The organism is Klebsiella sp. JB_Kp042, assembly GCF_040065275.1.
Classification (GTDB): Bacteria; Pseudomonadota; Gammaproteobacteria; order Enterobacterales; family Enterobacteriaceae; genus Klebsiella; species Klebsiella quasipneumoniae.
On sequence record NZ_JBEAJL010000027.1, the window covers coordinates 1 to 22020 of the forward strand.

At 55.4% G+C, this 22020-nt stretch carries 26 protein-coding genes and 1 pseudogene; 12 read left to right on the top strand and 15 right to left on the bottom strand.

Features of this window, described 5'->3' with window-relative positions:
* Positions 1-63: 63 nt before the first annotated feature.
* The 4 genes from ABLV54_RS09925 to ABLV54_RS09940 all read right to left on the bottom strand — a co-directional run bounded on the left by ABLV54_RS09925 (position 64) and on the right by ABLV54_RS09940 (position 3668).
* Positions 64-1185: a cupin domain-containing protein gene (locus ABLV54_RS09925; protein WP_004206634.1), complete on the bottom strand. Its 1122-nt coding sequence runs from the start codon at positions 1183-1185 to the stop codon at positions 64-66.
* Between the two features lie 85 nt (positions 1186-1270).
* Entirely contained in the window at positions 1271-2737 is a 1467-nt protein-coding gene (gene phoQ / locus ABLV54_RS09930; RefSeq protein ID WP_004206635.1) for a two-component system sensor histidine kinase PhoQ, read from the bottom strand.
* The gene (gene phoP, locus ABLV54_RS09935) at positions 2737-3408 is read right to left on the bottom strand and encodes a two-component system response regulator PhoP (RefSeq protein WP_004206636.1); all 672 of its coding nucleotides are present in this window, start codon (positions 3406-3408) and stop codon (positions 2737-2739) included. The genes phoQ and phoP overlap by 1 nt, the downstream gene beginning before the upstream one ends.
* Positions 3409-3449: 41 nt before the next feature.
* Positions 3450-3668 carry a hypothetical protein gene (locus ABLV54_RS09940; protein ID WP_123822730.1) on the bottom strand — a complete coding sequence of 73 codons (219 nt, stop codon included), beginning with the start codon at positions 3666-3668 and terminating at the stop codon, positions 3450-3452.
* A 21-nt stretch (positions 3669-3689) separates the two neighbouring features.
* Between ABLV54_RS09940 and ABLV54_RS09945 the strand changes: the two genes are divergently transcribed.
* Positions 3690-4496, top strand: coding sequence for an AraC family transcriptional regulator (locus tag ABLV54_RS09945; RefSeq protein WP_023289162.1), 807 nt, complete (start codon positions 3690-3692; stop codon positions 4494-4496).
* Between the two features lie 83 nt (positions 4497-4579).
* A complete protein-coding gene (locus ABLV54_RS09950; RefSeq protein ID WP_032452456.1) occupies positions 4580-4942 on the top strand; it encodes a cupin domain-containing protein in 363 nt (120 codons plus the stop codon).
* A gap of 54 nt (positions 4943-4996) precedes the next feature.
* On the opposite strand, the gene purB is transcribed toward ABLV54_RS09950, so the two are convergent.
* The 5 genes from purB to rluE are packed head-to-tail and all read right to left on the bottom strand — an operon-like array spanning position 4997 to position 9355.
* Positions 4997-6367 (bottom strand): adenylosuccinate lyase, encoded by a 1371-nt coding sequence (gene purB, locus ABLV54_RS09955; RefSeq protein WP_004176557.1) that lies wholly within the window; start codon positions 6365-6367, stop codon positions 4997-4999.
* A 3-nt stretch (positions 6368-6370) separates the two neighbouring features.
* Entirely contained in the window at positions 6371-7012 is a 642-nt protein-coding gene (hflD, locus tag ABLV54_RS09960; protein ID WP_004140557.1) for a high frequency lysogenization protein HflD, read from the bottom strand.
* Between the two features lie 54 nt (positions 7013-7066).
* Positions 7067-8173, bottom strand: coding sequence for a tRNA 2-thiouridine(34) synthase MnmA (gene mnmA / locus ABLV54_RS09965; RefSeq protein ID WP_012542211.1), 1107 nt, complete (start codon positions 8171-8173; stop codon positions 7067-7069).
* Positions 8174-8229: 56 nt separating this feature from the next.
* Entirely contained in the window at positions 8230-8688 is a 459-nt protein-coding gene (locus tag ABLV54_RS09970) for an NUDIX hydrolase (protein ID WP_004150802.1), read from the bottom strand.
* 16 nt (positions 8689-8704) lie between these two features.
* On the bottom strand, positions 8705-9355 hold the full coding sequence (rluE, locus tag ABLV54_RS09975; RefSeq protein ID WP_050534265.1) for a 23S rRNA pseudouridine(2457) synthase RluE: 651 nt from the start codon (positions 9353-9355) through the stop codon (positions 8705-8707).
* 240 nt (positions 9356-9595) lie between these two features.
* Here rluE and icd point away from each other — a divergent pair, with 240 nt between their 5' ends.
* The 4 genes from icd to ABLV54_RS09995 all read left to right on the top strand — a co-directional run bounded on the left by icd (position 9596) and on the right by ABLV54_RS09995 (position 13662).
* On the top strand, positions 9596-10846 hold the full coding sequence (gene icd / locus ABLV54_RS09980) for an NADP-dependent isocitrate dehydrogenase (protein ID WP_023289166.1): 1251 nt from the start codon (positions 9596-9598) through the stop codon (positions 10844-10846).
* 595 nt (positions 10847-11441) lie between these two features.
* Positions 11442-11708, top strand: a complete 267-nt coding sequence (locus ABLV54_RS09985; RefSeq protein ID WP_123822728.1) for a hypothetical protein — start codon at positions 11442-11444, stop codon at positions 11706-11708.
* 797 nt (positions 11709-12505) lie between these two features.
* On the top strand, positions 12506-12892 hold the full coding sequence (locus ABLV54_RS09990) for a hypothetical protein (protein WP_050533972.1): 387 nt from the start codon (positions 12506-12508) through the stop codon (positions 12890-12892).
* 350 nt (positions 12893-13242) lie between these two features.
* Positions 13243-13662, top strand: a complete 420-nt coding sequence (locus ABLV54_RS09995; protein WP_050533970.1) for a hypothetical protein — start codon at positions 13243-13245, stop codon at positions 13660-13662.
* 204 nt (positions 13663-13866) lie between these two features.
* Here the strand turns inward: ABLV54_RS09995 and ABLV54_RS10000 are convergent.
* The 4 genes and pseudogenes from ABLV54_RS10000 to ABLV54_RS10015 all read right to left on the bottom strand — a co-directional run bounded on the left by ABLV54_RS10000 (position 13867) and on the right by ABLV54_RS10015 (position 15952).
* A pseudogene (locus ABLV54_RS10000) lies at positions 13867-14637 on the bottom strand (metalloregulator ArsR/SmtB family transcription factor).
* A complete protein-coding gene (locus ABLV54_RS10005) occupies positions 14634-15026 on the bottom strand; it encodes an amino acid-binding protein (RefSeq protein ID WP_017899009.1) in 393 nt (130 codons plus the stop codon). Before ABLV54_RS10005 ends, ABLV54_RS10000 begins: the two are co-directional and overlap by 4 nt.
* Positions 15019-15342, bottom strand: a complete 324-nt coding sequence (locus ABLV54_RS10010) for an antibiotic biosynthesis monooxygenase (protein WP_044522228.1) — start codon at positions 15340-15342, stop codon at positions 15019-15021. Before ABLV54_RS10010 ends, ABLV54_RS10005 begins: the two co-directional genes overlap by 8 nt.
* Before the next feature lie 136 nt (positions 15343-15478).
* Entirely contained in the window at positions 15479-15952 is a 474-nt protein-coding gene (locus ABLV54_RS10015; protein WP_050533969.1) for an OsmC family protein, read from the bottom strand.
* Positions 15953-16109: 157 nt separating this feature from the next.
* Between ABLV54_RS10015 and ABLV54_RS10020 the strand changes: the two genes are divergently transcribed.
* On the top strand, positions 16110-16751 hold the full coding sequence (locus ABLV54_RS10020; protein WP_032452462.1) for a GntR family transcriptional regulator: 642 nt from the start codon (positions 16110-16112) through the stop codon (positions 16749-16751).
* Positions 16752-17041: 290 nt separating this feature from the next.
* The gene (locus ABLV54_RS10025) at positions 17042-17587 is read left to right on the top strand and encodes a cysteine hydrolase family protein (protein WP_101881581.1); all 546 of its coding nucleotides are present in this window, start codon (positions 17042-17044) and stop codon (positions 17585-17587) included.
* Between the two features lie 54 nt (positions 17588-17641).
* Here the strand turns inward: ABLV54_RS10025 and ABLV54_RS10030 are convergent, their stop codons facing one another.
* Positions 17642-17869, bottom strand: a complete 228-nt coding sequence (locus ABLV54_RS10030; RefSeq protein ID WP_044522234.1) for a DUF1272 domain-containing protein — start codon at positions 17867-17869, stop codon at positions 17642-17644.
* A gap of 111 nt (positions 17870-17980) precedes the next feature.
* Positions 17981-19174, bottom strand: a complete 1194-nt coding sequence (locus ABLV54_RS10035; RefSeq protein WP_023289212.1) for a zinc-dependent alcohol dehydrogenase — start codon at positions 19172-19174, stop codon at positions 17981-17983.
* Positions 19175-19784: 610 nt separating this feature from the next.
* Between ABLV54_RS10035 and ABLV54_RS10040 the strand changes: the two genes are divergently transcribed.
* The 4 genes from ABLV54_RS10040 (at position 19785) to ABLV54_RS10055 (ending at position 21991) form a co-directional block, all read left to right on the top strand.
* A complete protein-coding gene (locus ABLV54_RS10040) occupies positions 19785-19970 on the top strand; it encodes a general stress protein (RefSeq protein ID WP_004150795.1) in 186 nt (61 codons plus the stop codon).
* A gap of 90 nt (positions 19971-20060) precedes the next feature.
* Complete coding sequence (locus ABLV54_RS10045) at positions 20061-20555, top strand: ferritin-like domain-containing protein (protein ID WP_023289213.1); 495 nt, start codon at positions 20061-20063, stop codon at positions 20553-20555.
* A gap of 26 nt (positions 20556-20581) precedes the next feature.
* The gene (locus tag ABLV54_RS10050; RefSeq protein WP_023289214.1) at positions 20582-21088 is read left to right on the top strand and encodes a ferritin-like domain-containing protein; all 507 of its coding nucleotides are present in this window, start codon (positions 20582-20584) and stop codon (positions 21086-21088) included.
* A 15-nt stretch (positions 21089-21103) separates the two neighbouring features.
* Complete coding sequence (locus ABLV54_RS10055; protein WP_050533966.1) at positions 21104-21991, top strand: manganese catalase family protein; 888 nt, start codon at positions 21104-21106, stop codon at positions 21989-21991.
* Positions 21992-22020 lie beyond the last annotated feature (29 nt).

Sequence of the window (22020 nt, forward strand, 5' to 3'; positions counted from 1 at the left end):
TCCAACCGGTGACTGCGGAACCCGTAGGCCCGGCAAGCGCAGCGCCGCCGGGCAGGATGCCACTCAGTCGCCAAAGAACCAGTAGCCGCTGTTGACCAGCGCCGCCAGCATGGCGAGGAAAGAGGGATCTTCCAGCGCATCGCCAAAATGGTCTGCGCGCAGCGTCAGGTGGGTGGCTAAGGCGTCCAGCGCCGGGCGGTGCGGAGAGTTGATCTTCTCGCCATTGACGAACACCTCGCCGTCAATGCGCAGCACCCGCAGGCCGCCCAAGCGTTCCAGGGTATCGCCCTGCTGCAGGGCATCGTAAATTTCATCGGGCTGATACGGCGGCTCCGGCGGCGCGACGTCGAGCTCATGACGCGACTGAGTGATAAACTCGCCGAACCACTGCTTAAAGTGCTCCGGTTGGTTAATCAGCCCCAGCATCATCTCGCGCAGGCGGTCGAGTTCGGCCGGTAAAATATCCGCCGGATGGTCGCGGGAGGGCACGTCCGGATCGGCGTAGCGCTGGCTGCCCAGTTCGCGCTGGAGAACGTAGTCGGCAAAGCCGCTGAACAGCTCGCGGGCATTCGGCGCGCGATAGCCGACCGAATAGTTCAGCGAATTTTCCAGCGAATATCCCTCATGCGGGAATCCTGGCGGAATATAGAGAATATCGCCCGGCTCCATCTCTTCATCGATGATCGCCTCGAAGGGGTCAACCTGCAGCAGGTCCGGATGCGGGCAGTGCTGTTTCATCGGCACTTTTTCCCCGACGCGCCAGCGCCGACGGCCAGTGCCCTGGATGATAAACACATCATACTGATCCAGATGCGGGCCGACGCCGCCGCCCGGTACAGAGAAGGAGATCATCAGGTCGTCGATACGCCAGTCCGGCAGGGCGCGGAACGGGTGCATCAGCGCCGCCGACGGCTCATGCCAGTGGTTGACCGCCTGTACCAGCAGGGACCAGTTGTTTTCGCTCAGGTGATCGTAGCTTTCGAAGGGACCGTGACTGACCTGCCATTTTCCATCCTGATGGCTGACAAGGCGGCTATCGACCTCGCTCTCCATGGCCAGTCCAGCCAGTTCGTCCGGGCTCAGCGGGTCGATAAAATTGGCGAAGCCGCGCTTCAATACCACCGGCCGTTTTTGCCAGTAGCGTTCGATAAAGTCGGGCCAGTTAAGCGTTAATTGATAATCCATATTGATATTCCACTGCAGGTGTCTGACAGGGATTATAACGGATGCGGCGCCCCGGCGATGCAGGCGCCGTGAAAAAACTCAACGATTAACTCTCTTTGTCTTCCATCAGCTGGCGGCCAAACACCACCTCCATGCAGGCGCCGCCGAGCAGGCTCTCGCCGGCGATGATCTCCCCGTCATATTGTTCGACGATTTCCCGGGCGACGGAGAGCCCCACCCCCTGGCCGGGACGCAGAGTATCCGCCCGCTGACCGCGGTCGAAGACCGCGCGGCGCTGGCTCGGCGGGATCCCCGGCCCATCGTCTTCCACCAGAATGTGCAGATGGCTGTCGGTGGTCTGGCGCACGGAAACCTCCACGAACTCCAGACAGTACTTACAGGCGTTATCGAGAACGTTACCCATCACTTCCATAAAATCGTTCTGCTCGCCGACAAAACTGATCTCCGGCGAGATGTCGAGCGAGATATTGACCCCCTTGCGCTGATAAACCTTATTGAGGGCGGAGGTCAGGCTGTCGAGCAGGGGGGCGATCGGGTGCAGCTCCCGGCTCAGCAAGGTGCCGCCGCTGCGCATGCTGGCGCGATGCAGATAGTAACCAATCTGCTGCGAAATACGGCTGATCTGCTCCAGCATCACAGGCTCCGCCTCGTCGACGCTGATCTTCTCGCCGCGCAGCGAGCGCAACGTGCTCTGCATCACCGCCAGTGGCGTTTTCAGGCTGTGGGTAAGATCGGTGAGGGTGGTGCGGTATTTGTCATAGCGTTCACGCTCGCTGCGAACCAGCCGGTTAAGGTTGCTGACCAGCCGGGTCAGCTCGCGGGTGGTGTTGGGATTGAGCTTCTCGCGGTGATGTTCCTCCAGCTCGCGCACCTCTTTGGCCAGCGACTCGATGGGGCGCAGGCTCCACCAGGCGGCGACCCACAGGAGGGGGATCACCAGCAACAGGTTGGCGGCCAGCACGTAGATAAACCAGCTCCACACCATATAGCTGCGCTTGAGCTCCACCGGGATGGTGTCGACCACCACGATACTGAGCTGGGGCATTTTGCTGGTGGCCGGGTAGAAGTTGATCGCCACCGAGTGGGTCATCTCCGAATCGTCGCCCTGTTCGCGGATGGCGTCCAGCTGTTCCTGAACCTCATGGTTATTGCGCAACAGCATACTGCTGCTGTCGACATCGGCTTCAATTTCATGGAAGCCATTGCGTTTCAGCCAATCCGGTTGAATGCGTTTTGTCAGCCAGGGAACATCGCGCTGCGCCCACAGCAGTTTGCCCTTCTCATCGTAAATAAGGGTCACCGTCGGGCTTTCCATATTCAGATTTTCCGGGATATCGACGTCAATGGCGCCGTTCTCCCATTTGGCCAGCATATAAAAGAGATTGCTCTCGCCGCGCAGCAGACGGAAGGTGGTTTTATCGAAGCTGACGCTGTAGCCCACCAGCGCCACCATGCCATAAGCCAGGGAGAGCACCAGCACCACCCCGGCGGTCGCCAGCAGAAAGCGAACCCGTAACGACAGCGGGAAAATATGCCGCAACAGTCCCTTCATCAGCGCAGTTCGAACAGATAGCCCTGGCCGCGCACCGTAGTGATGACGTCCTGCGGGTATTCAGCCTGAATTTTCTTACGCAGCCGGCCCATCAGCACGTCGATGGTATGGCTTTCACGCAGTTCGGCATCCGGGTAAAGCTGGAGCATCAGCGAATCCTTACTGACCACTTTGCCGCGATTGCGGATCAGGGTTTCCATAATGGTGTACTCAAAAGCCGTCAGCTTGATCGGCTGGTCGTTCACCGACAGCTCGCGCCGCGAGAGGTCGACCTGGAACGGCGGCAGAGAGATCACCTGCGAGGCCAGGCCGCTGTTGCGGCGCAGCAGCGCCTGCATGCGGGCGGCAACCTCTTCAATATGGAAAGGCTTGGTGACGTAATCATCCGCCCCGGCGCTCAGCACTTCGACTTTATCCTGCCAACCTTCGCGGGCGGTAAGCACCAGCACCGGCAGTGACACGTCGTGGCTGCGCCAGCGGCGGATCAACGATAATCCATCTTCGTCCGGCAGACCGAGATCGACGATGGCGATATCCGGGAGATGTTCGCCCAGATAGTAATCCGCTTCCTTGGCATCCTCTGCGGCATCGACCTGATGGCCCAGCTCCTGTAGCTGAACTTTGAGGTGGTGACGCAGCAGGGCATTATCCTCAACCACGAGTACGCGCATGGCTGTTCTCCCTTGCAATTTCGAAAGTAGTCTAACGCTTATTATATACGCAAAATATAAACAGCTGTTAAATAAAGCTTTTTATACAAACGGCGTGCAGCATCGCCGGGCAGGTCGGCGTTGGGCGGCGCCTTTTGCGCACGGGCATGGAACTCCTTCATTCTATGCGTAATTTCAGCAAACGCCCAGCGGCAGGGCGCGGGCAGCGGCGGGTTGGTGATGTTAATTTTTTGTGTAATAGTGCTGGAATTATCCCTCAATGACGCCGCAGGTTATCCATTATGTCTCAGCAGCAGAGCGCGGACTGGGTCAGGCTGGCGCAGTCGCCCAGTCGGACGGAGCGCATCGAAGCCTTCTTCGGCGGCCACGGCTATGAGCCGCACCGGCATGACACCTACGCCATCGGCCAGACGATCGCCGGCGTGCAGAGCTTTCACTATCGCGGCGGGCTACAGCACAGTCTGCCCGGCGGGACGATGGTCCTTCACCCGGACGAAATACACGATGGCGAGGCGGGCACTGAGGCGGGGTTTCACTACCGCATGGCCTATATCGAACCCGCTCTGATCCAGAAGATACTCGGCGGCAGGCCATTGCCGTTTATCCCCGGCGGCCTGTCGGCGGATCCACGGCTACGTCGCGCCGCGCAACCGCTGTTGAAAGCGGTCACGGCTACCTTCGAGCCGCTGGAGGAAGAGGACGCCCTGTACGACCTGGCGCAGACCCTGGCCGTGGTCGGCGGGCAGCGTTCCCGTCGCCAGGCGTTTGATTATCAGGCGGCGGAGAGGGCCCGGGAGTATATCCATGCCTGTTTTATGCAGGATATGACCCTCGACATCCTGTCGCAGGTCAGCGGCCGGGACCGCTGGAGCCTGAGCCGCGATTTCAGAACGCTGTACGGCACCAGTCCGTGGCGATACGTCATGATGCGCCGGCTCGATTTTTGTCGCCAGCGGATGCGCGCCGGGGAGCGTCTGGTGGATATTGCCGCCGAGGCGGGCTTTGCCGACCAGAGCCACATGACGCGCCAGTTTATCAGCCGCTTTGGCCTCTCTCCGGGGCGCTGGCTGCGGGCGATCCGCGGCTAAAGCGGCGCAGGTTGCACAATCGTTCAAGCGTGACCGCGGCGCGGCGAACTATGCTGACTGCCTTTATCACAAGGAGACAGCCTATGTATCAACTCGTTAATCTTGCTCACAAATTTTCCCTGTTCAGCGAACAATGGCAGCCCAAAGTGGTGGCCGAAATGAACGATTATCAGTTCAAGATCGTGCGCATCGCCGGCGACTTTATCTGGCACAGCCATCCGGAAACCGATGAGACGCTGATGGTGGTGGAGGGGGTATTGCGCGTGGACTTCCGCGACGGACATGTGCTGGTGAAGGCCGGGGAGATGATCGTCGTGCCGCGCGGGGTGGAACATAAGACCTCGGCGGAGATGGAAGCGAAGCTGCTGCTGATTGAACCGCGCGGGGTGCTGAATACCGGCCACGAGGGCGGCGAGCGGACGGCGGTGAACGACGTCTGGATCTGATCGCCTTCCGGCGATAAAACGCCCCTCTTTCCGGCGGAAAGAGGGGCAGGGCGATTACTTCAGCTCGTCAACCATGGTGGTTGCCCGACCGATATAGTTGGCCGGGGTCATCGCTTTGAGACGCACTTTTTCCTCTTCCGGCAGGGCGAGGCTGTCAATAAACTGCTTCATCCCTTCCGCGTCAACGCGTTTGCCGCGGGTCAGCTCTTTCAGCTTCTCGTACGGTTTTTCGATACCGTAACGACGCATCACGGTCTGGATCGGCTCAGCCAGTACTTCCCAGTTGTGATCCAGTTCGTCCAGCAGGCGATCCTGGTTCAGCTCCAGCTTGCTGATCCCTTTGAGGGTGGACTGATAGGCGATCAGCGCATAGCCGATGCCCACGCCGAGGTTACGCAGGACGGTGGAGTCGGTCAGGTCGCGCTGCCAGCGGGAAACCGGCAGTTTGCTGGCCAGGTGCTGCATGACCGCATTGGCCAGGCCGAGGTTGCCTTCGGAGTTTTCGAAGTCAATCGGGTTCACCTTGTGCGGCATGGTGGAGGAGCCGATTTCCCCGGCGATGGTCTTCTGTTTGAAGTGGTTGAGCGCGATGTAGCCCCACACGTCGCGATCGAAGTCGATCAGAATGGTGTTGAAGCGCGCGATGCAGTCAAACAGCTCAGCGATATAGTCATGCGGCTCGATCTGCGTGGTGTACGGGTTCCACTGAATGCCCAGCGAAGTGACAAACTCTTCGCTGAACTGATGCCAGTCGACTTCCGGGTAGGCGGCGATGTGGGCGTTGTAGTTACCCACCGCGCCGTTGATTTTACCGAGGATTTCCACCTGGTTCAGCTGACGGTACTGGCGCTCCATACGGTAGGCGACGTTCGCCATCTCTTTACCCATGGTGGACGGCGTCGCCGGCTGGCCGTGGGTACGGGAGAGCAGCGGTACATCGCGGTACTGGGTCGCCAGATCTTTTACCGCGTCAATCAGCTTGCGCCAGTAAGGCAGAACCACTTCGTCGCGGGCGGTTTTCAGCATCAGCGCGTGGGAGAGGTTATTGATATCTTCGGACGTACAGGCGAAGTGAATAAACTCCGACACGGCGTGCAGTTCGGCGACGTCAGCGACTTTCTCTTTCAGAAAGTACTCTACCGCTTTCACGTCGTGGTTAGTGGTGCGCTCGATGGTTTTGATGCGCTCGGCGTCTTCGACGCTGAAATCGGCGACGATTTTGTCAAGGAAACCGTTTGCGTCGGCAGCAAAAGCAGGAACTTCCTTGATCGCTGCGTGGGCGGCCAGTTTTTGCAGCCAACGTACTTCCACCTGAACGCGGAATTTCAGCAAACCGAATTCGCTGAAGATACCGCGCAGCGCGCTGACTTTATCGCCGTAGCGGCCGTCTACAGGGGAAACGGCGGTCAGTGAGGATAATTCCATAGATCACAACTCCGGGGTTAAATGAGCAAGAATTTGCTTTGCCTGGTTAACCAGACGATTACGGGAAAACATAAGCTGCAGACGTCCGCCGCCCACCTGATGCCAGAGCACCGCGGCGCGAATCCCCGCCAGCAGCGCTGAGCGAACTTTCGCCTGCACCTGCGGGCTTTGCAGCACGGCAGGGGAGCCGGTCACCTGAATACGCGGGCCCAGCGGGCTTATCACATCGACATAGATGCCCGCCATGGCGCTGAGCAGTGTTTCGGACTGAAGGTCAAAGTGCTCCAGCTGACGGTGCAGGCCGGCGATGCGGTTGCCGAGCGTGTCCATCGCCCCTTTACTGGCGGCGAGCTTGCGCTCCAGCACCATCAGGCTCAGGGTATAGCGGGTGAGTTCCGCATTGAGGCCCTGACGGCTGCTGGTATTGAGCACCCCGAGCAGCGTTTCAAGGCCGAGGCGAAGATTGGCTTCACTGCCACCGAACACCGCCAGCGTCGACTCGGGATCGAGGTCGATGATGCTGTTCAGCGACACATGCAGGGCATCGCTGTCGCAATGTCCCTGATGCGCCAGTTGCTGAACCAGTCGCGCCGCCTGGCAAACGCCAGCCAGCGCCAGGGTGATGTCATAGTAATTCTTCGCCACACATACTCCTTGTCAGCCGCCGGGGCGGTTCGTCCCGGCGGAAATAACGCGCGTTCAGGACTGCAGAGGCAGTCGTTGTTCAATAATTCCGCCGCCGAGGCACACTTCACCCAAATAGAACACGGCGGACTGGCCCGGGGTCACCGCCGCGACCGGCTCATCGAAGCGGACTTCGATGCGGTCTTCATCCAGCGCGGTAACGGTGCAGGGGATATCGGTCTGGCGATAGCGGGTTTTCACCGTGCAGCGCAGGGTGCCCTGCAGCGGTTCACGGTCAACCCAGTGCAGCTGTTGGGCAATCAGGCCGACGGACATCAGGCGCGGGTGGTCATGGCCCTGGGCGACGATAAGAATATTATTCTCAACGTCTTTATCGACCACGTACCATGGGTCTTCGCTACCCTCTTTGGTGCCGCCGATACCCAGTCCTTTACGCTGGCCCAGGGTATGGTACATCAGCCCCTGATGGGTACCGATCTCCTCGCCGTCGACGGTGAGGATTTTGCCCGGCTGCGCCGGCAGATAGCGGCCAAGGAAATCGCGGAATTTACGCTCGCCGATAAAGCAGATGCCGGTGGAATCTTTTTTCTTCGCGGTGATCAGATCCAGCTCTTCGGCGATCTTACGCACCTGCGGTTTTTCCAGCTCACCCACCGGGAACAGGCTCTGGGCAATCTGCTCGTGGCTGAGGGTATAAAGGAAGTAGCTCTGATCTTTGTTGCCGTCGAGACCGCGCAGCAGCTGGCTTTTACCGTCGACATCGGCGCGGCGCACATAGTGCCCGGTGGCGATGTAGTCGGCGCCGAGGTCTTCAGCGGCAAACTCGAGGAAGGCTTTAAATTTGATCTCTTTATTGCACAGAATATCCGGGTTCGGCGTGCGGCCGGCTTTGTACTCTTCCAGGAAGAGCTCAAAGACGTTATCCCAATATTCGGCGGCAAAGTTAACGGTGTGCAGTTCAATGCCCAGCTTATCGCAGACCGCTTGCGCATCGGCAAGGTCGGCGGCGGCGGTGCAGTATTCCTCGCCGTCGTCTTCCTCCCAGTTCTTCATGAACAGGCCTTCCACCTTATACCCTTGCTGCAGCAGCAGGTACGCGGAGACCGAGGAGTCGACGCCGCCGGACATGCCGACGATCACTTTTTTCTGGCTTTCTGACATGGAAATACTCGCTACATTGAACTTCGAGGCGGCGTATTCTAGCACGCGCTCACCGTTCATTCACCCCCTGTGAACGGCCAGTTAAATGCGCCAATCAGCGACAGCGGCTGGCGCGGGTCCTGCAGGTAGCAGCGAATGCTTTCGGCAACCAGCGGCGAGCGCAGGTTTGGCGCGTTAAGAATTTCCTCAGCACTGAGCCACAGGCAGCGATCGATATCGCTGTCGTGCGGTTCAGTGGCGCACAGATCGCTAAGTTCGATGGCGAACAGGAAGCGCAGAAACGGGGTGTTATCGGGGGCCAGCCACTGATGCATGCGGATGAAGTGCTGCGGCGTGGCGCGAATGCCGGTCTCTTCCCACAGTTCACGTTCGGCGGCCTGCAGCAGCGTTTCATTGGCCTCGAGATGGCCCGCCGGCTGGTTCCACAATGCTTTGCCGTTAATGGTCTCTTCGACGATGAGAAATTTATCCTGGGCATGAACCACGCAGGCAACAGTGACATGAGGTTTAAACATCGCTTTTCCTTTTCGGTTATTCGGCTTTGCGCCAGTCGCCGTTGCCCAGCCCGTCGAGGGTGTAGCCGCCCATAGCGTAGCGGATCAGCCGCAGGGTGGGGAAGCCGACGTGGGCGGTCATCCGGCGCACCTGACGGTTGCGTCCCTCGTAGAGCGTGATCTTCAGCCAGCGGGTGGGGATCGATTTGCGCTCACGAATCGGCGGGTTGCGCGGCCACAGCCAGGCGGGCTCATCCACAAGTTCTACGCCGGCAGGCAGGGTGGGGCCATCGTTGAGGGTGACGCCGTCGCGCAAAGCGGCCAGCGCCTCGGGGGTGGGTTCGCCTTCCACCTGGACGTAGTAGATCTTGCCGGTGCGTTTACCCGGCTGGGTCAGCTTCGCCTGCAGCGCGCCATCGTTGGTCAGCACCAGCAGCCCTTCGCTGTCGCGATCGAGTCGACCTGCGGCGTAGACGCCCGCCACGGGAATAAAATCTTTCAGCGTGCTGCGCCCGGCCTCGTCGGTAAATTGCGGCAACACATCATAGGGTTTATTGAACAAGATCACAGTTTTTGGCTGGCGTTCTTTGCGTTGTCTGGTGACTTGTTGTGTGCTGAATCGCTCAACGCGATGTTTTCTAAATGAAGTTTTCTGCATGGTATTTTCAGGCTCTATCAATTGCCGCATTATAGCCTAATTACGAATGCCTTTCATGGACGCAAACATTCAGGTAGTATTGACATGCTCATTACAAATTATTAACAAAAAATTGCTCAAACCGATTCGCAACACAGGCAGGAAGGCGACACGGACGCGATAGCTCCGGTTAGCGGGAAGACCCGGTACTCCGAAGCTGGCCGACTCAGCCAACACCAGGCTCGCGTGAAGAGGGAAGAGCAGAACCAGAAGCGCTCGAAGGAGAGGTTAATGGAAAGCAAAGTAGTAGTTCCGGCGGAAGGTCAAAAAATCACCCTGCAAAACGGCAAACTGAACGTCCCTCATAATCCGATTATCCCGTTCATTGAAGGTGACGGTATCGGCGTTGACGTTACCCCAGCGATGCTGAAAGTGGTTGATGCCGCCGTTGAGAAAGCCTATAAGGGCGAGCGTAAAATTTCCTGGATGGAAGTTTACACCGGTGAGAAATCGACCCACGTCTATGGCCAGGATGTCTGGCTGCCAGCTGAAACCCTCGATCTGATTCGTGACTACCGCGTTGCTATCAAAGGTCCTCTGACTACCCCAGTCGGCGGCGGCATTCGTTCCCTGAACGTGGCGCTGCGTCAGGAGCTGGATCTCTACGTTTGCCTGCGTCCGGTACGTTACTACCAGGGCACTCCGAGCCCGGTTAAGCACCCGGAACTGACCGACATGGTTATCTTCCGTGAAAACTCCGAAGATATCTATGCCGGCATCGAGTGGAAAGCCGACTCTGCTGAAGCAGACAAAGTGATCAAATTCCTGCGCGATGAGATGGGCGTGAAGAAAATTCGCTTCCCGGAACATTGCGGCATCGGCATCAAGCCGTGCTCTGAAGAAGGCACCAAACGCCTGGTTCGTGCAGCCATTGAGTATGCGATCACCAACGATCGTGACTCTGTGACCATCGTTCACAAAGGCAACATCATGAAGTTCACCGAAGGCGCGTTCAAAGACTGGGGCTACCAGCTGGCTCGCGAAGAGTTCGGCGGCGAGCTGATCGACGGCGGCCCGTGGGTGAAAATCAAGAACCCGAACACCGGCAAAGAGATCGTGGTAAAAGACGTGATCGCCGATGCCTTCCTGCAGCAGATCCTGCTGCGTCCGGCGGAATACGACGTTATCGCCTGTATGAACCTCAACGGCGACTACATCTCTGACGCGCTGGCGGCACAGGTTGGCGGTATCGGTATCGCCCCGGGCGCCAACATCGGCGACGAGTGCGCGCTGTTCGAAGCGACTCACGGTACTGCGCCGAAGTATGCAGGCCAGGACAAAGTGAACCCGGGCTCCATCATCCTGTCCGCAGAGATGATGCTGCGCCACATGCAGTGGTTCGAAGCCGCAGACCTGATCGTTAAAGGCATGGAAGGCGCTATCGCCGCCAAGACCGTGACCTATGACTTCGAACGTCTGATGGAAGGGGCTAAACTGCTGAAATGTTCAGAGTTTGGCGACGCGATTATCGCGAACATGTAATCTGGCCCCCAGATTATGTCAAAACGGGAACCTGGTGGTTCCCGTTTTTGTTATTAATTTTTGAACGGTTATCAAAATTTTATCAAAACAAATTATCAAAACCCCTCCCGAAAAACCTCATAAGGCCACTTCTTTCCACTCCTTACCTCGATCACCAGGTGACCTATCCTTTGCTGTTGCTTTTTATGTACGAGCACATTGACTGGTCTCCCCATTGGTTAATACATGAGCGATGTGAGCCACGACATTATAAATTACGTGAGGGCAACCCAATGAAGAAGCAATGCACCAATAAAGCGAACATCCCTATTTTTCACGCAGTTGAAGCAGTAAGTTCTGCCAGGGACCTCTGCCGCAAGCATGCTACTTCAGTCGACACTTTGTACACACCGTTTCATGAGGAAGGGGATAAACGGGGCGCATCTGAACCTGAAGAAGAAAAGAATCGCCGGATATTTGGTGAAATATTCTGAAATCCACACAAAAAGTAATGGGATGTTTCTTGAAGAATAGGTCATTTACTCTTATTTTATGCTGAAAAATAATTAAATGTTTAGTGGGGCTTCCCCTCGAAAATAATTAATGATGATACAACATGAATAATACAACAGGCGCTTCCGTTCCATCGGTCACGCTCGCACAGTTTCCAGTCGAACGCCCGTCAGAATTTAATGAAAATATTAATTTTTTGTGTGCTGTTATTGAATGTGAGTTAACACATCTAATCATAGCTATTAACAATAAATATAATCCAACTTTTTGCACCGAATTACACAAACTTTTTGAATTGCAAAAAAACTTCGCAAAGATCAGTGATGAATTATTTTATGCGCTGGGTGTCGCTAATGAAAAACAAGCCTGAGGACTCCGTCGGTCATCCGCCGCGGCCTTTTACAGTACGTATGGCATGGCGGTACTTGAGTCGGTGGTGGTTAGCTTTTTATATCATGATTTTGATAAACCTTGCTTATGTTATCATGAATTATCACAGGGGGAATTAATGTGAATGCATATTATTTATCAGTGGGCAATAAAATACGCAATGAGCTTCATGGGGTTAATCTGTAAGTCTTGCCCCATTCCGATATGATAAGATGAAGCTTATACTGAGGTGGCAGGGATAGAGATCAAAAAGCATACTAGATTTATGCATCCTCCCGTGGCGAGAAATTAATTATCGATAAAGCGATGCATTGACTTTACCTCAATACAAATCACATTTCACAAGTTAATAACTTTGTGTTCTCATTTATTTTGCTGACAATTGCCCGATCCTACGAGTACGGGAAAAGTAAAAGCCAGACATTTGAAACATCTAACTATTATCAAAAATACAGGATTATAAATGGAAAAGGATTAATACCGTCATTGTTGTCACGATGTTATTCCTGGCTAGCCCTGCTTTTGGGGACGTCATTACGCAGATGAGAAGTGAGGCAAATGAGATATCAGGGGCCGCTCACGTTATTAGCTACCAAGGCCTGCAGTTGATTCATGGGCTCATAGTCGAAAGTAACGCTGTATGCGGCAGGAGACGTGCTGGGTCTGTTGCTTGGTGATTCATCTACTGGAACGAAGAGCGTATCAGCCTGGATCGACAGTCGTCCGTTGAAGCACTGACTTATAAATTTGAATATAACCACATGGAAACACAACCATATGATGAAGAAAATCCCCCCCACCGCGCTGCTGTTAGCTTGCGCACTGGTTGGTTGCACCGGAAACCAAATAAACGATCAGGAAAAGCACGTCGCGAAGTTTCGCGAAACCAGGAGCCTTTACAACAAAGCGCTACTGCTCTGCGAGGAGATAGCTAACAAGAAATATCATGGCCAGTTGTATGGCTCTGTCCGGGTTGAAGGTGAAGCGCGTGTCGCGGTCTCCCGCGGGTATGAGAAAGAACGCCGTGTCTGCGCTGACAATTATGACAGGAAAATGAGAGCATTGTGGGATGCTCAACCTGCCGATGTTCATGCGTTTTATGAGCAGCGCCGCGCTGAATTGCATCAAGAAAACAACGCCGTTAATGAAGAGGCAAAAAGATGAACATCCTGAAGACGCTTTCTGGCGTAGCACTGACGACGGCGCTGGCCGGGTGTGCCGTTCCCCCTCTAATGGGCGTCACTAACGCGCGCCGACGCCACCGTTAAATTTTCGTACCTGCTAAACGGTAGTCAGCCTGCCAACTTCACGCCGACCTTTAACGGCGCGCAGGAGAAGGCGGCGGCAATCTGCAAAAAATGGGGGTACACCGGCGCGGAGGCCGTCGACGAACTCGCCAAAACCGAATGCTACGAGACGAATATGTTCATCCGGGGTTGCCTGAAAGGCGAAGTGTCAGAACTGTACATGTGTAGTGGCAAGATCCAACAATAGAGAAAATAATGAAAAAATTGATGATAGCAATCATCCTGGCGACCGTCGCTGCAGCACCGGCACACGCCATTAACGCTAAATATCGCGAACAGCTGGAGCGCTCCGGATGCAATGAGATGAACGCCGGGCAGGGCTGCGACATTCACAAAACTAAAGCGCAAAACGCCGCAGAAGCGAAGAAGAGCCAGAACTTTTCGAAATTCGCCGGTAACTACTCCGTTTTCCTTCGGAATGGTCAGCGCATTGGCAACAAAATCATTGTGGTGAAGCCTCATGAGGTGCGTTACAACGGCCACCTGGCGGAGCGCCCGCGGATCGTCAACGGCGTGCTGTTGTTTTCCGTGCAGGAGGCACAATTCTCCATCACCAGCACGCACGGTAATGAGCTGGGAACCTGGTTCAACGATGCGAACGATACCGGCGGCACTATTGGCCGATAGGCTGCCCGGAAAAAAGACCCGCTGCGGCGGGTTTTTTTACACCACCGCTTCCTCCAGTGTCGCGAGTGGAGAAAGCAGGTAATACGAAGCCAGTGTTTAATTTTGAGCTCGGCAGCGTCGGCAATAAATATACGCTGAAGCTGAAAAATGGGGCCCGGAACTCAACCATTTTCTGCAGGTACGCCAGAAAAAAACGTGAGTAATCTATGCGTTGCGCTCACTATGATTAACGTTTTCTGGTGGCTCAATATGGTCTAATCTGCGGATGCTATCTTTGAGATTAAACAGCCGGGACAGCGCCGCTCTGCCGCTATCCGTCACTTGCACTTCCCGATATCCCGGTGCGCGGGTTATCCATCCTTTCTGCTCAAACAGCGCCATTAGCGCCGATCCGGCGTCGCCTCCCAGATGAAAACGTCTTTCGCTCCAGTCAAGACAGGGGCAGCAAGGCTTACGTCGCGGTCGAGCGTTAAGTACTGCGCCCAGGCTTTCAAGCTGGGTTTTACCGGCTGACGTCAGGGACTGCCCATCGGCCGTCAGCTATTTTTCCCGCAGCATAGACTCATAAATATTCACCGCCAGTTCGCCCGCCAGATGGTCGTAGCAGGTGCGGGCGTAGCGAAGCGTAACCGGCGTGCTGGTGGCCAGCGCCTTATGCGCCTGCATTGAGACGCCCATCATGTTTTCCAGCAGCCCGGCGATATGCGGGCCCGCCAGGCGGTAATAGCGGTGGCGCCCCTGCGCGAGACACAATACCAGCCCGTTGCTGAGCAGTCTGGCAAGATGTCCGCTGGTGGTGGAGGCGGAGACCTCGGCGACCGTGCTGAGCTCGGTCGCCGTCCATGCGCGCCCGTCCATCAGCGCGCAGAGAATACTCACCCTTGACGGGTCAGAGAGGGCTGAGGCCACCATCGCCATCGCGGTTTCCAGCGCCGCCTCTGGCTCACTGTCTTGCTGCGTTTTCAGGAGATTCATTCAGAAAGTATGGCCCATTTTTTGGTCACTTCCGCTGCCCGGGTGTCATCATCGGTAAGGAGAATGAGCCGGTTACGGTGGTCGCTGTACTGTACCAGAATATTAATGCCGTTGCGGGCCAGGGTGTCGGCAATGTCTCCCAGTTCCCCGGGTCGTTCCTGGGGTAACTTGCGTATCAGAGGACGGCATACATCGCTGACCGTAAATCCTGCCTCGGTCAGCACCCTGCGGGCTGTCTCACCATCTTCCACCAGAAAATGCGCATGTCCGGCATCAGGCGTGGTGAATACCCCACCACCTTCGAGCCCTACACCGTTGTTGCCCAGCGCTATACCCATTGCGCCAAGCGAGCCCGGCGTGTTGCTGAGAATGACGTGAATATCATACATCTGGCTGTGCTCCCCGCTCCGATGAGTAATCCCGGAACACGCGGGCAACGCGTATTCTGTAATATGAAAAAATCGATGCTTTGCCTTCGCGCTGGGCAGCCAGATGCCGCTCATTTTGCTGCCAGTTGGCCACCGATGCTTCATCTTCCCACCAGGATAACGAAAGGATTTTGCCGGGTGAATTCAGGCTCTGAAAACGCTCGATGGCGATAAACCCCGGCGTGTCTGAAAGCAAAGGCGTCAGCCCGGCCGCCAGCTGAAGATATCTTTCCTGTGCTTCCGGTAAGGCGTCGGCCTCAAAAAGTACCGCAATCATAAGTCTGCTCCGTGGTGAATTTCCCTGCAGTCTAATGACGGCCAGAGCAGGATGCTTCGGCGTGCAGCGAAGTGTGGCTGAGGTTGGATACCCCAGCCACATTTCCTGAGCGCCGGATGACCGCGCCAGAAACGAGTTACTCTGCGTTAAAAATAATAAATTCAGGCTGGTAGCTGACCGGGAAATTGACCGAGCGGGCGATAAAACAGACGTGATGGATCTGCTGATGAATGGCCGCGGCGGCGTCGAGATCGGTACCTGGTAATACGGTGATTTTCGGCCTGAGGGTAGCAGAAATAAAGCGACCCGCGCCCCCTTTTAATACTTCACCCGTTGCCACCGGCGAGTCCTGATATTCCATGACCGTAATGCCGGCATCTGAGGCCAGATGTAAGTACCACAGCATGTGACAGGCAGAGAGAGAAGAGAGCAGGAGATCTTCCGGGTTCATTTTGCCGGGATCGCCGCCCAGTAATGGATCATTTGAACAATGAATAGGTTCTTTTCCCTTTACCGCGATATCCCAGGTTCGGGCATAAGTCTTGTAACCCGAGGTACCCGTGCCCTGATTGCCGGTCCATGTGATATGACTGGTATAAGCATGTTCCATTGGTTTGCCTTTCTCTAGAGAGGGATGAATTTCTTCACTGCGGTATCGTCCAGGTGCATTGCCTGAACGAAGCCGCAGGTAGAATCGCAAGGTTGTCATAACGTTGGCTAGAATGGCATAATGGTATACCATTTATGAATGATGTAAAGAGAGCCAAATGAACGCTGCTACCCGTTCGACCGCCGACATCCTTGCCAGTGAGTTAAAAATCTTAATCAACAAGGGGGCATTGCGAGATGGCGACCGGCTTGTGGAGCGCGACCTGGCCTGCCAGTTTTCTGTCAGCCGTATCCCAATGAGAGAAGCGATACAGCAGCTTGAGCGCGAAGGTCTGGTTGAGATTTACAGAAATCGCGGCGCGGTGGTGAAAACGCTGACGGCCGCAGATGTCGATGAAATTTATCAGCTGCGGGCACTCCTGGAAGGTGAAGCCATTTTTCATAGCCTGAAGAATATGGACCCGGAAACGCTTGCCCGGGCAGAGCTGGCGCATCAGCTGCTGAGCAGCGCTTCTGAACCCGAGCAGCAGGGGAGGTATAACCGGGAGTTTCATGAACTGCTGTATCGGAAGTGTAACAATCAGCGCCTGTTGAAGATGATCGGTGAATTGCGCGAGCAGATTGAAAGATATGAGCTTTTTCAGAACAGACTGCTGTCGGATACGCTGAAATTCCAGGATGAGCATCAGCAGATCCTGATGGCCTGCCAGCAAAATAATCCGCAGGAGGCTCGGGCATATACCGTGAAACATATTCTTTCAGCAGGCGAAACCCTTCGCGCCTATATTGTAAGCCGTTAATGGTTGCGTAAAGCGGCTGCGTTGTTCACGCATAAATTGCAATCCGTCTCAGCTCAATGCTATAAGAAAAGAGCCGTTTTAATGGCGCTTATGTTTTATCTGTAAAGAATAAGTGAAGGTCAGATAATGATTACGTCAGGGCAGCCAACCACCACCGTCACCACCACGACCGTAACCTGCGGTGGTGTGGGCGTATCTGTGACCGGCTCCTGACAAACAGATCCTTACTCCCCGCCAATGTGGACGGGGAGCGTCCTCTCCGTTCGTGACAGACTGAATGGAGACCCATCATGATTTCATCTGAACATGCCCTGTTAATTATCGATATGCAGCAGGGGCTTTTCCGTGGCCCGGTTTCCCCGTATCAGGCCGATGCGCTTCTGGCGAACGTTTGCCTGCTGATTGAAAAAGCGAGACAGGCTGAGGTGCCAGTCTTCTTTGCCCGCCATACCGGACCTGACGACTCTCCGTTCTCCGCGCAAAGTCCATTAACCCAACTGCGGCCTGAGATGGGGGTTAACTGCGAGCGGGATATCGTTTTGATTAAAAAATACCCCTCCTGTTTCCAGCAAACTGACCTTGAGCATCAGCTCGCCCAGGCCGGAGTAAAACAGCTGGTTATTGCCGGGATGAAAACCGAATTCTGCGTGGACACGACCTGCCGAGCGGCATCGGCGCTGGGATTACGGACGGTGTTAATCTCGGATGCGCACTCAACCATGGATAACGAACGTTTATCAGCGCCTGACATCATTGGCCATCACAATGTCACCCTTGCGGGGCCCTTTGTGACGCTGTCGACCGCCGCGGAGTGGCGCTTTTCGGCAGAGAAATAAGGGTGAAGAAAGGGAGCCTGAGGGCTCCCGTTCGCGACGCCTGCTCATCCGGTTTTACTGCGTAGGGCGACGCAGGGTGGAGGCGGGGTGACGCCGGAGCGCCTCTTCGGGACGCACCGGGCGCCGCACCAGCTCGCCGCCGCAGTTCGGGCAATGGCCGTTCAGCCGGGCCGTCATGCAGTCCTGGCAAAAGGTACACTCGAACGAACAGATAAACGCTTCGGGTGAGTCTGGCGGCAGATCTTTATCACAGCATTCGCAATTCGGGCGTAACTCGAGCATGACCTTCTCCTGTGGTTAATGGCGGTATCCGCCACGGCGGGCCAGCGGATGCTGTTTTTATATCACGGCCCGCACTGGCCGCCGAAGGGTTTCGCTGCGTTAACCTCCGCCTCAAAGCGTTGCCTTTCCGGGCTGCATCCCCGGCACGAGGATCACTTTGCGGCATGCCTCTTCACGCTTCTCAAAGATCTGATAGCCGCGCGCGGCCTCCTCCAGCGGCATATGGTGCGTGATAATCTCCTCCGGGGTGAGCAACCCTTGCTCAATTAGCGCCAGCAGATCCGGCAACCAGGCATGGACGTGGGTTTGCCCCATTTTGAAGGTCAGCCCCTTATCAAAGGCATCGCCAAACATAAATCCGTGAATGAAACCGGCGTAAACCCCGGGCACGCTGACGATGCCGCCGCGGCGCACGGCGGCGATGCACTGGCGCAGCGCTTTCCCGCTGCTGCCCTCGATTTTCAGGGTGCTGAGAACGGTTTCCGTGAGGCTGCCTTTCGCCTCGAAGCCGACGGCGTCAATCACCGCGTCGACGCCGCGATGGCCGGCGGTGTTGTCGATAATCCACTGCGCCGGGTCGTCATGGTGGTCGAAGTTTATCGGGATCGCGCCATAGCGCTGCTGCGCGAAGTCGAGTCGGTAATCGTTATGATCAATGATGAATATCTGCTCTGCGCCATTGAGCCTGGCGCAGGAGGCGCACAGCAGGCCAACCGGGCCGGCGCCAAAAATAGCCACGCTGCTGCCGGGTTTGACCTCGGCGTTTTTTACCGCCTGCCAGGCGGTGGGCAGAATATCCGACAGAAACAGCACCTTTTCATCGGGTAAGGTGTCCGGTACTTTAAACGGGCCGGTATTGGCTTTGGGAACCCGCACATATTCCGCCTGGCCGCCGGGGATCCCGCCGTACAAATCACTATAGCCAAACAGCGCCGCGGGTGGCGAAATACCTTTGCGATTGAGCGTCGCCCCCTGGCCGCTATTGGTGCTTTCGCAGGCGGCATATTGCTGCAGGCGACAAAAGAAGCAGTCTCCGCAGGCAATGACAAACGGGATAACCACCCGATCGCCTTTACGAACCGCGGTGACGTCCGAACCGGCGTCCACTACTTCCCCCATAAATTCATGGCCGAAAATATCACCATGGTGCGTGCCGGGGATCTTTCCGCGGTAAAGGTGCAGATCGGAACCGCAGATCGCCGTCGCCGTGACGCGCAGAATAATATCGTCCGGCGCCTCAAGGGCCGGGTCGGGCATGGTGTCAACGCTGACATGATGGGGGCCATGATAAGTGAGTGCTTTCATAGAGTCTTCTCCTGGAGAGAATGGCTGATCGCATCAGGCGCAAAGGCAAAGTGACCTGACGCTATTGCCGCCGATAAACCACCGTGAAAATAAAGCGTAGAGTACTAATAATGGAACTGCGTGATATTCCAGTCGCTGAATATATGCCACGCTTCGCTTATTTATTGGCGTTATTTGCCTGTTTCCCCTGAATATGCCAGGCTTAATCGGGCATGATATTCGCTCCATTTTATTTTTCCAGCCGCTTCCCCAGCGGCTTTTTTTTGCCTTAAAAACAAGAAAAATTCCTAATTTCAGTCGGGCTACAGGCAATACTGCCGCTTCGTTATATAACCCAACGGGAGTAACCCGCCGGTATAAATAATTCTTTGCCGCATGGGTGGTCTCTATGCATTATTTCCCTGAACACAGTAAGTTAGCCGAAATGTGCCGTCTGGTTGTTTTTGATGTGTTTTGTAGAATTATTCCGAATTGCTGCTAAAAGACATCGAAAGCACCGGATAATAATTTGACTAACCAGCATTACCCGCTAGATTTAAATATCGAACGACGAGTGATACGGAATATTTTCGTATCGTACTGACATAACCGATATACATGAGGTGAAAATATGGCAGAGCATCGTGGTGGTTCCGGAAATTTTGCTGAAGATCGTGAAAAAGCTTCTGAAGCAGGTCGTAAAGGTGGTCAGCACAGCGGCGGGAACTTTAAAAATGATCCGCAGCGTGCGTCCGAAGCGGGTAAAAAAGGCGGACAAAACAGCCACGGCGGTGGCCGCAAGTCTGATAATTCCTGATTATCCTTTTCCTTGCACCCTGAAGTGAAAGTATCTCCTGCGAGTCTGTCACAGACTCGCAGTTATTTTCTGACTCCGGAAGGTATTTCTATGAATATGAAAAGCATTGAAGATGTATTTATTCACCTGCTCTCAGATACCTACAGCGCAGAGAAACAATTAACCCGCGGGCTGGCTAAACTGGCCAGAGCGGCGTCCAGTGAAAAACTCAGCGCGGCGTTCAATGCTCATCTTGAAGAAACCCAGGGCCAGATTGAACGTATCGACCAGATCGTTGAGCAGGAATCCGGTCTGAAAATCAAACGCATGAAATGCGTGGCCATGGAAGGATTAATTGAAGAGGCCAATGAAGTCGTTGAGAGCACGGAAAAAAATGAAGTACGTGATGCCGCGTTAATTGCCGCTGCGCAAAAGGTCGAGCATTACGAAATTGCCAGTTACGGTACCCTGGTGACCCTGGCGGAACAGCTGGGTTATAAAAAAGCGGTCAAACTGCTGGCCGAAACCCTGGAAGAAGAAAAACAAACCGATGTGAAATTAACCGACCTGGCGGTAGGTAATATTAATAAAAAAGCAGAAAAATAAACGCTCCCTGACACGAGGAAATCACGATGAATCACATTGAACATTATCATGACTGGCTACGAGATGCGCATGCCATGGAAAAACAGGCAGAATCCATGCTGGAATCAATGGCTGGCCGTATCGATAATTATCCGGATCTCCGTGCCAGAATCGAACAGCATATTAATGAGACCAAACGGCAAATTACCGTGCTGGAAGAGATCCTCGACCGCAACGAGATTTCGCGCTCGGTGATTAAAGATTCGATGAGTAAAATGGCGGCTCTCGGCCAGTCCATCGGCGGGATGTTTCCTTCCGATGAAATAGTCAAAGGCTCGATCAGCGGATACGTCTTCGAGCAGTTTGAGATCGCCTGCTATACCTCTCTGCTGGCGGCGGCTGAAAAAGCGGGCGATACCGCTTCCATTCCGGCCATTGAGGCCATCCTGGCGGAAGAGCAGGCCATGGCCGACTGGCTGATCAAACATATTCCTCAGACCACGGAGCAATTTCTCCTGCGTTCAGATGCTGACGGCGTAGAAGCGAAAAAATAACCAGGAGGCAGGCCTATGTTTCGTCATGTGAAACAACTGCAGTATACCGTGCGCGTTGCTGAACCCAATCCGGGGCTCGCGAATTTACTGCTCGAACAGTTTGGCGGCCCTCAGGGCGAGCTGGCCGCCGCGTGTCGTTATTTCACTCAGGGATTAAGCGATGACGATCCCGGCCGCAAAGACATGCTGATGGATATCGCGACAGAGGAGCTGAGCCATCTGGAGATCATTGGCACCCTGGTCGGCATGCTAAATAAAGGCGCCAAAGGGGCGCTGGCGGAGGGCACCGAGAGCGAGGCGGAACTCTATCGTTCGCTCACCGCCAACGGCAACGACAGCCATATTACGTCGTTACTGTACGGCGGCGGTACCCCGCTGACCAATTCGGCGGGCGTGCCGTGGACGGCGGCCTACATTGATACTATCGGCGAACCCACCGCCGACCTGCGGTCGAACGTCGCGGCGGAGGCGAGGGCGAAGATCGTCTATGAACGGCTGATCAACGTGACCGACGATCCCGGCGTAAAAGACGCGCTGGCGTTCCTGATGACCCGCGAAGCGGCGCATCAGCTCTCTTTTGAGAAGGCGCTGCAGTCGATTCGCAACAACTATCCGCCGGGCAAACTGCCGCCCATTAGCGAGTACGCGAACACCTACTACAATATGTCTGAAGGTGGAGAAGTACGCGGCAGCTGGAACAGTGACAAACACTTCGATTATGTCCAAGATCCGCAGCCGGCCGTGGATGGCGGAGATGGCAGCGCCTCTGTCGGCCTGACGCCGGAGCAGGAAGCGCTGTGCAAAGCGATGCTGAAGCGAACAGAGTCTGACCCACAGGGTGATCCTTTGACCGGCGCTGAACTGGGCGCCGGTAAGCAAAACACGTCATCATCGGCTAAGTGATGTTCGCATAAGCCCCGGCTGCGGCCGGG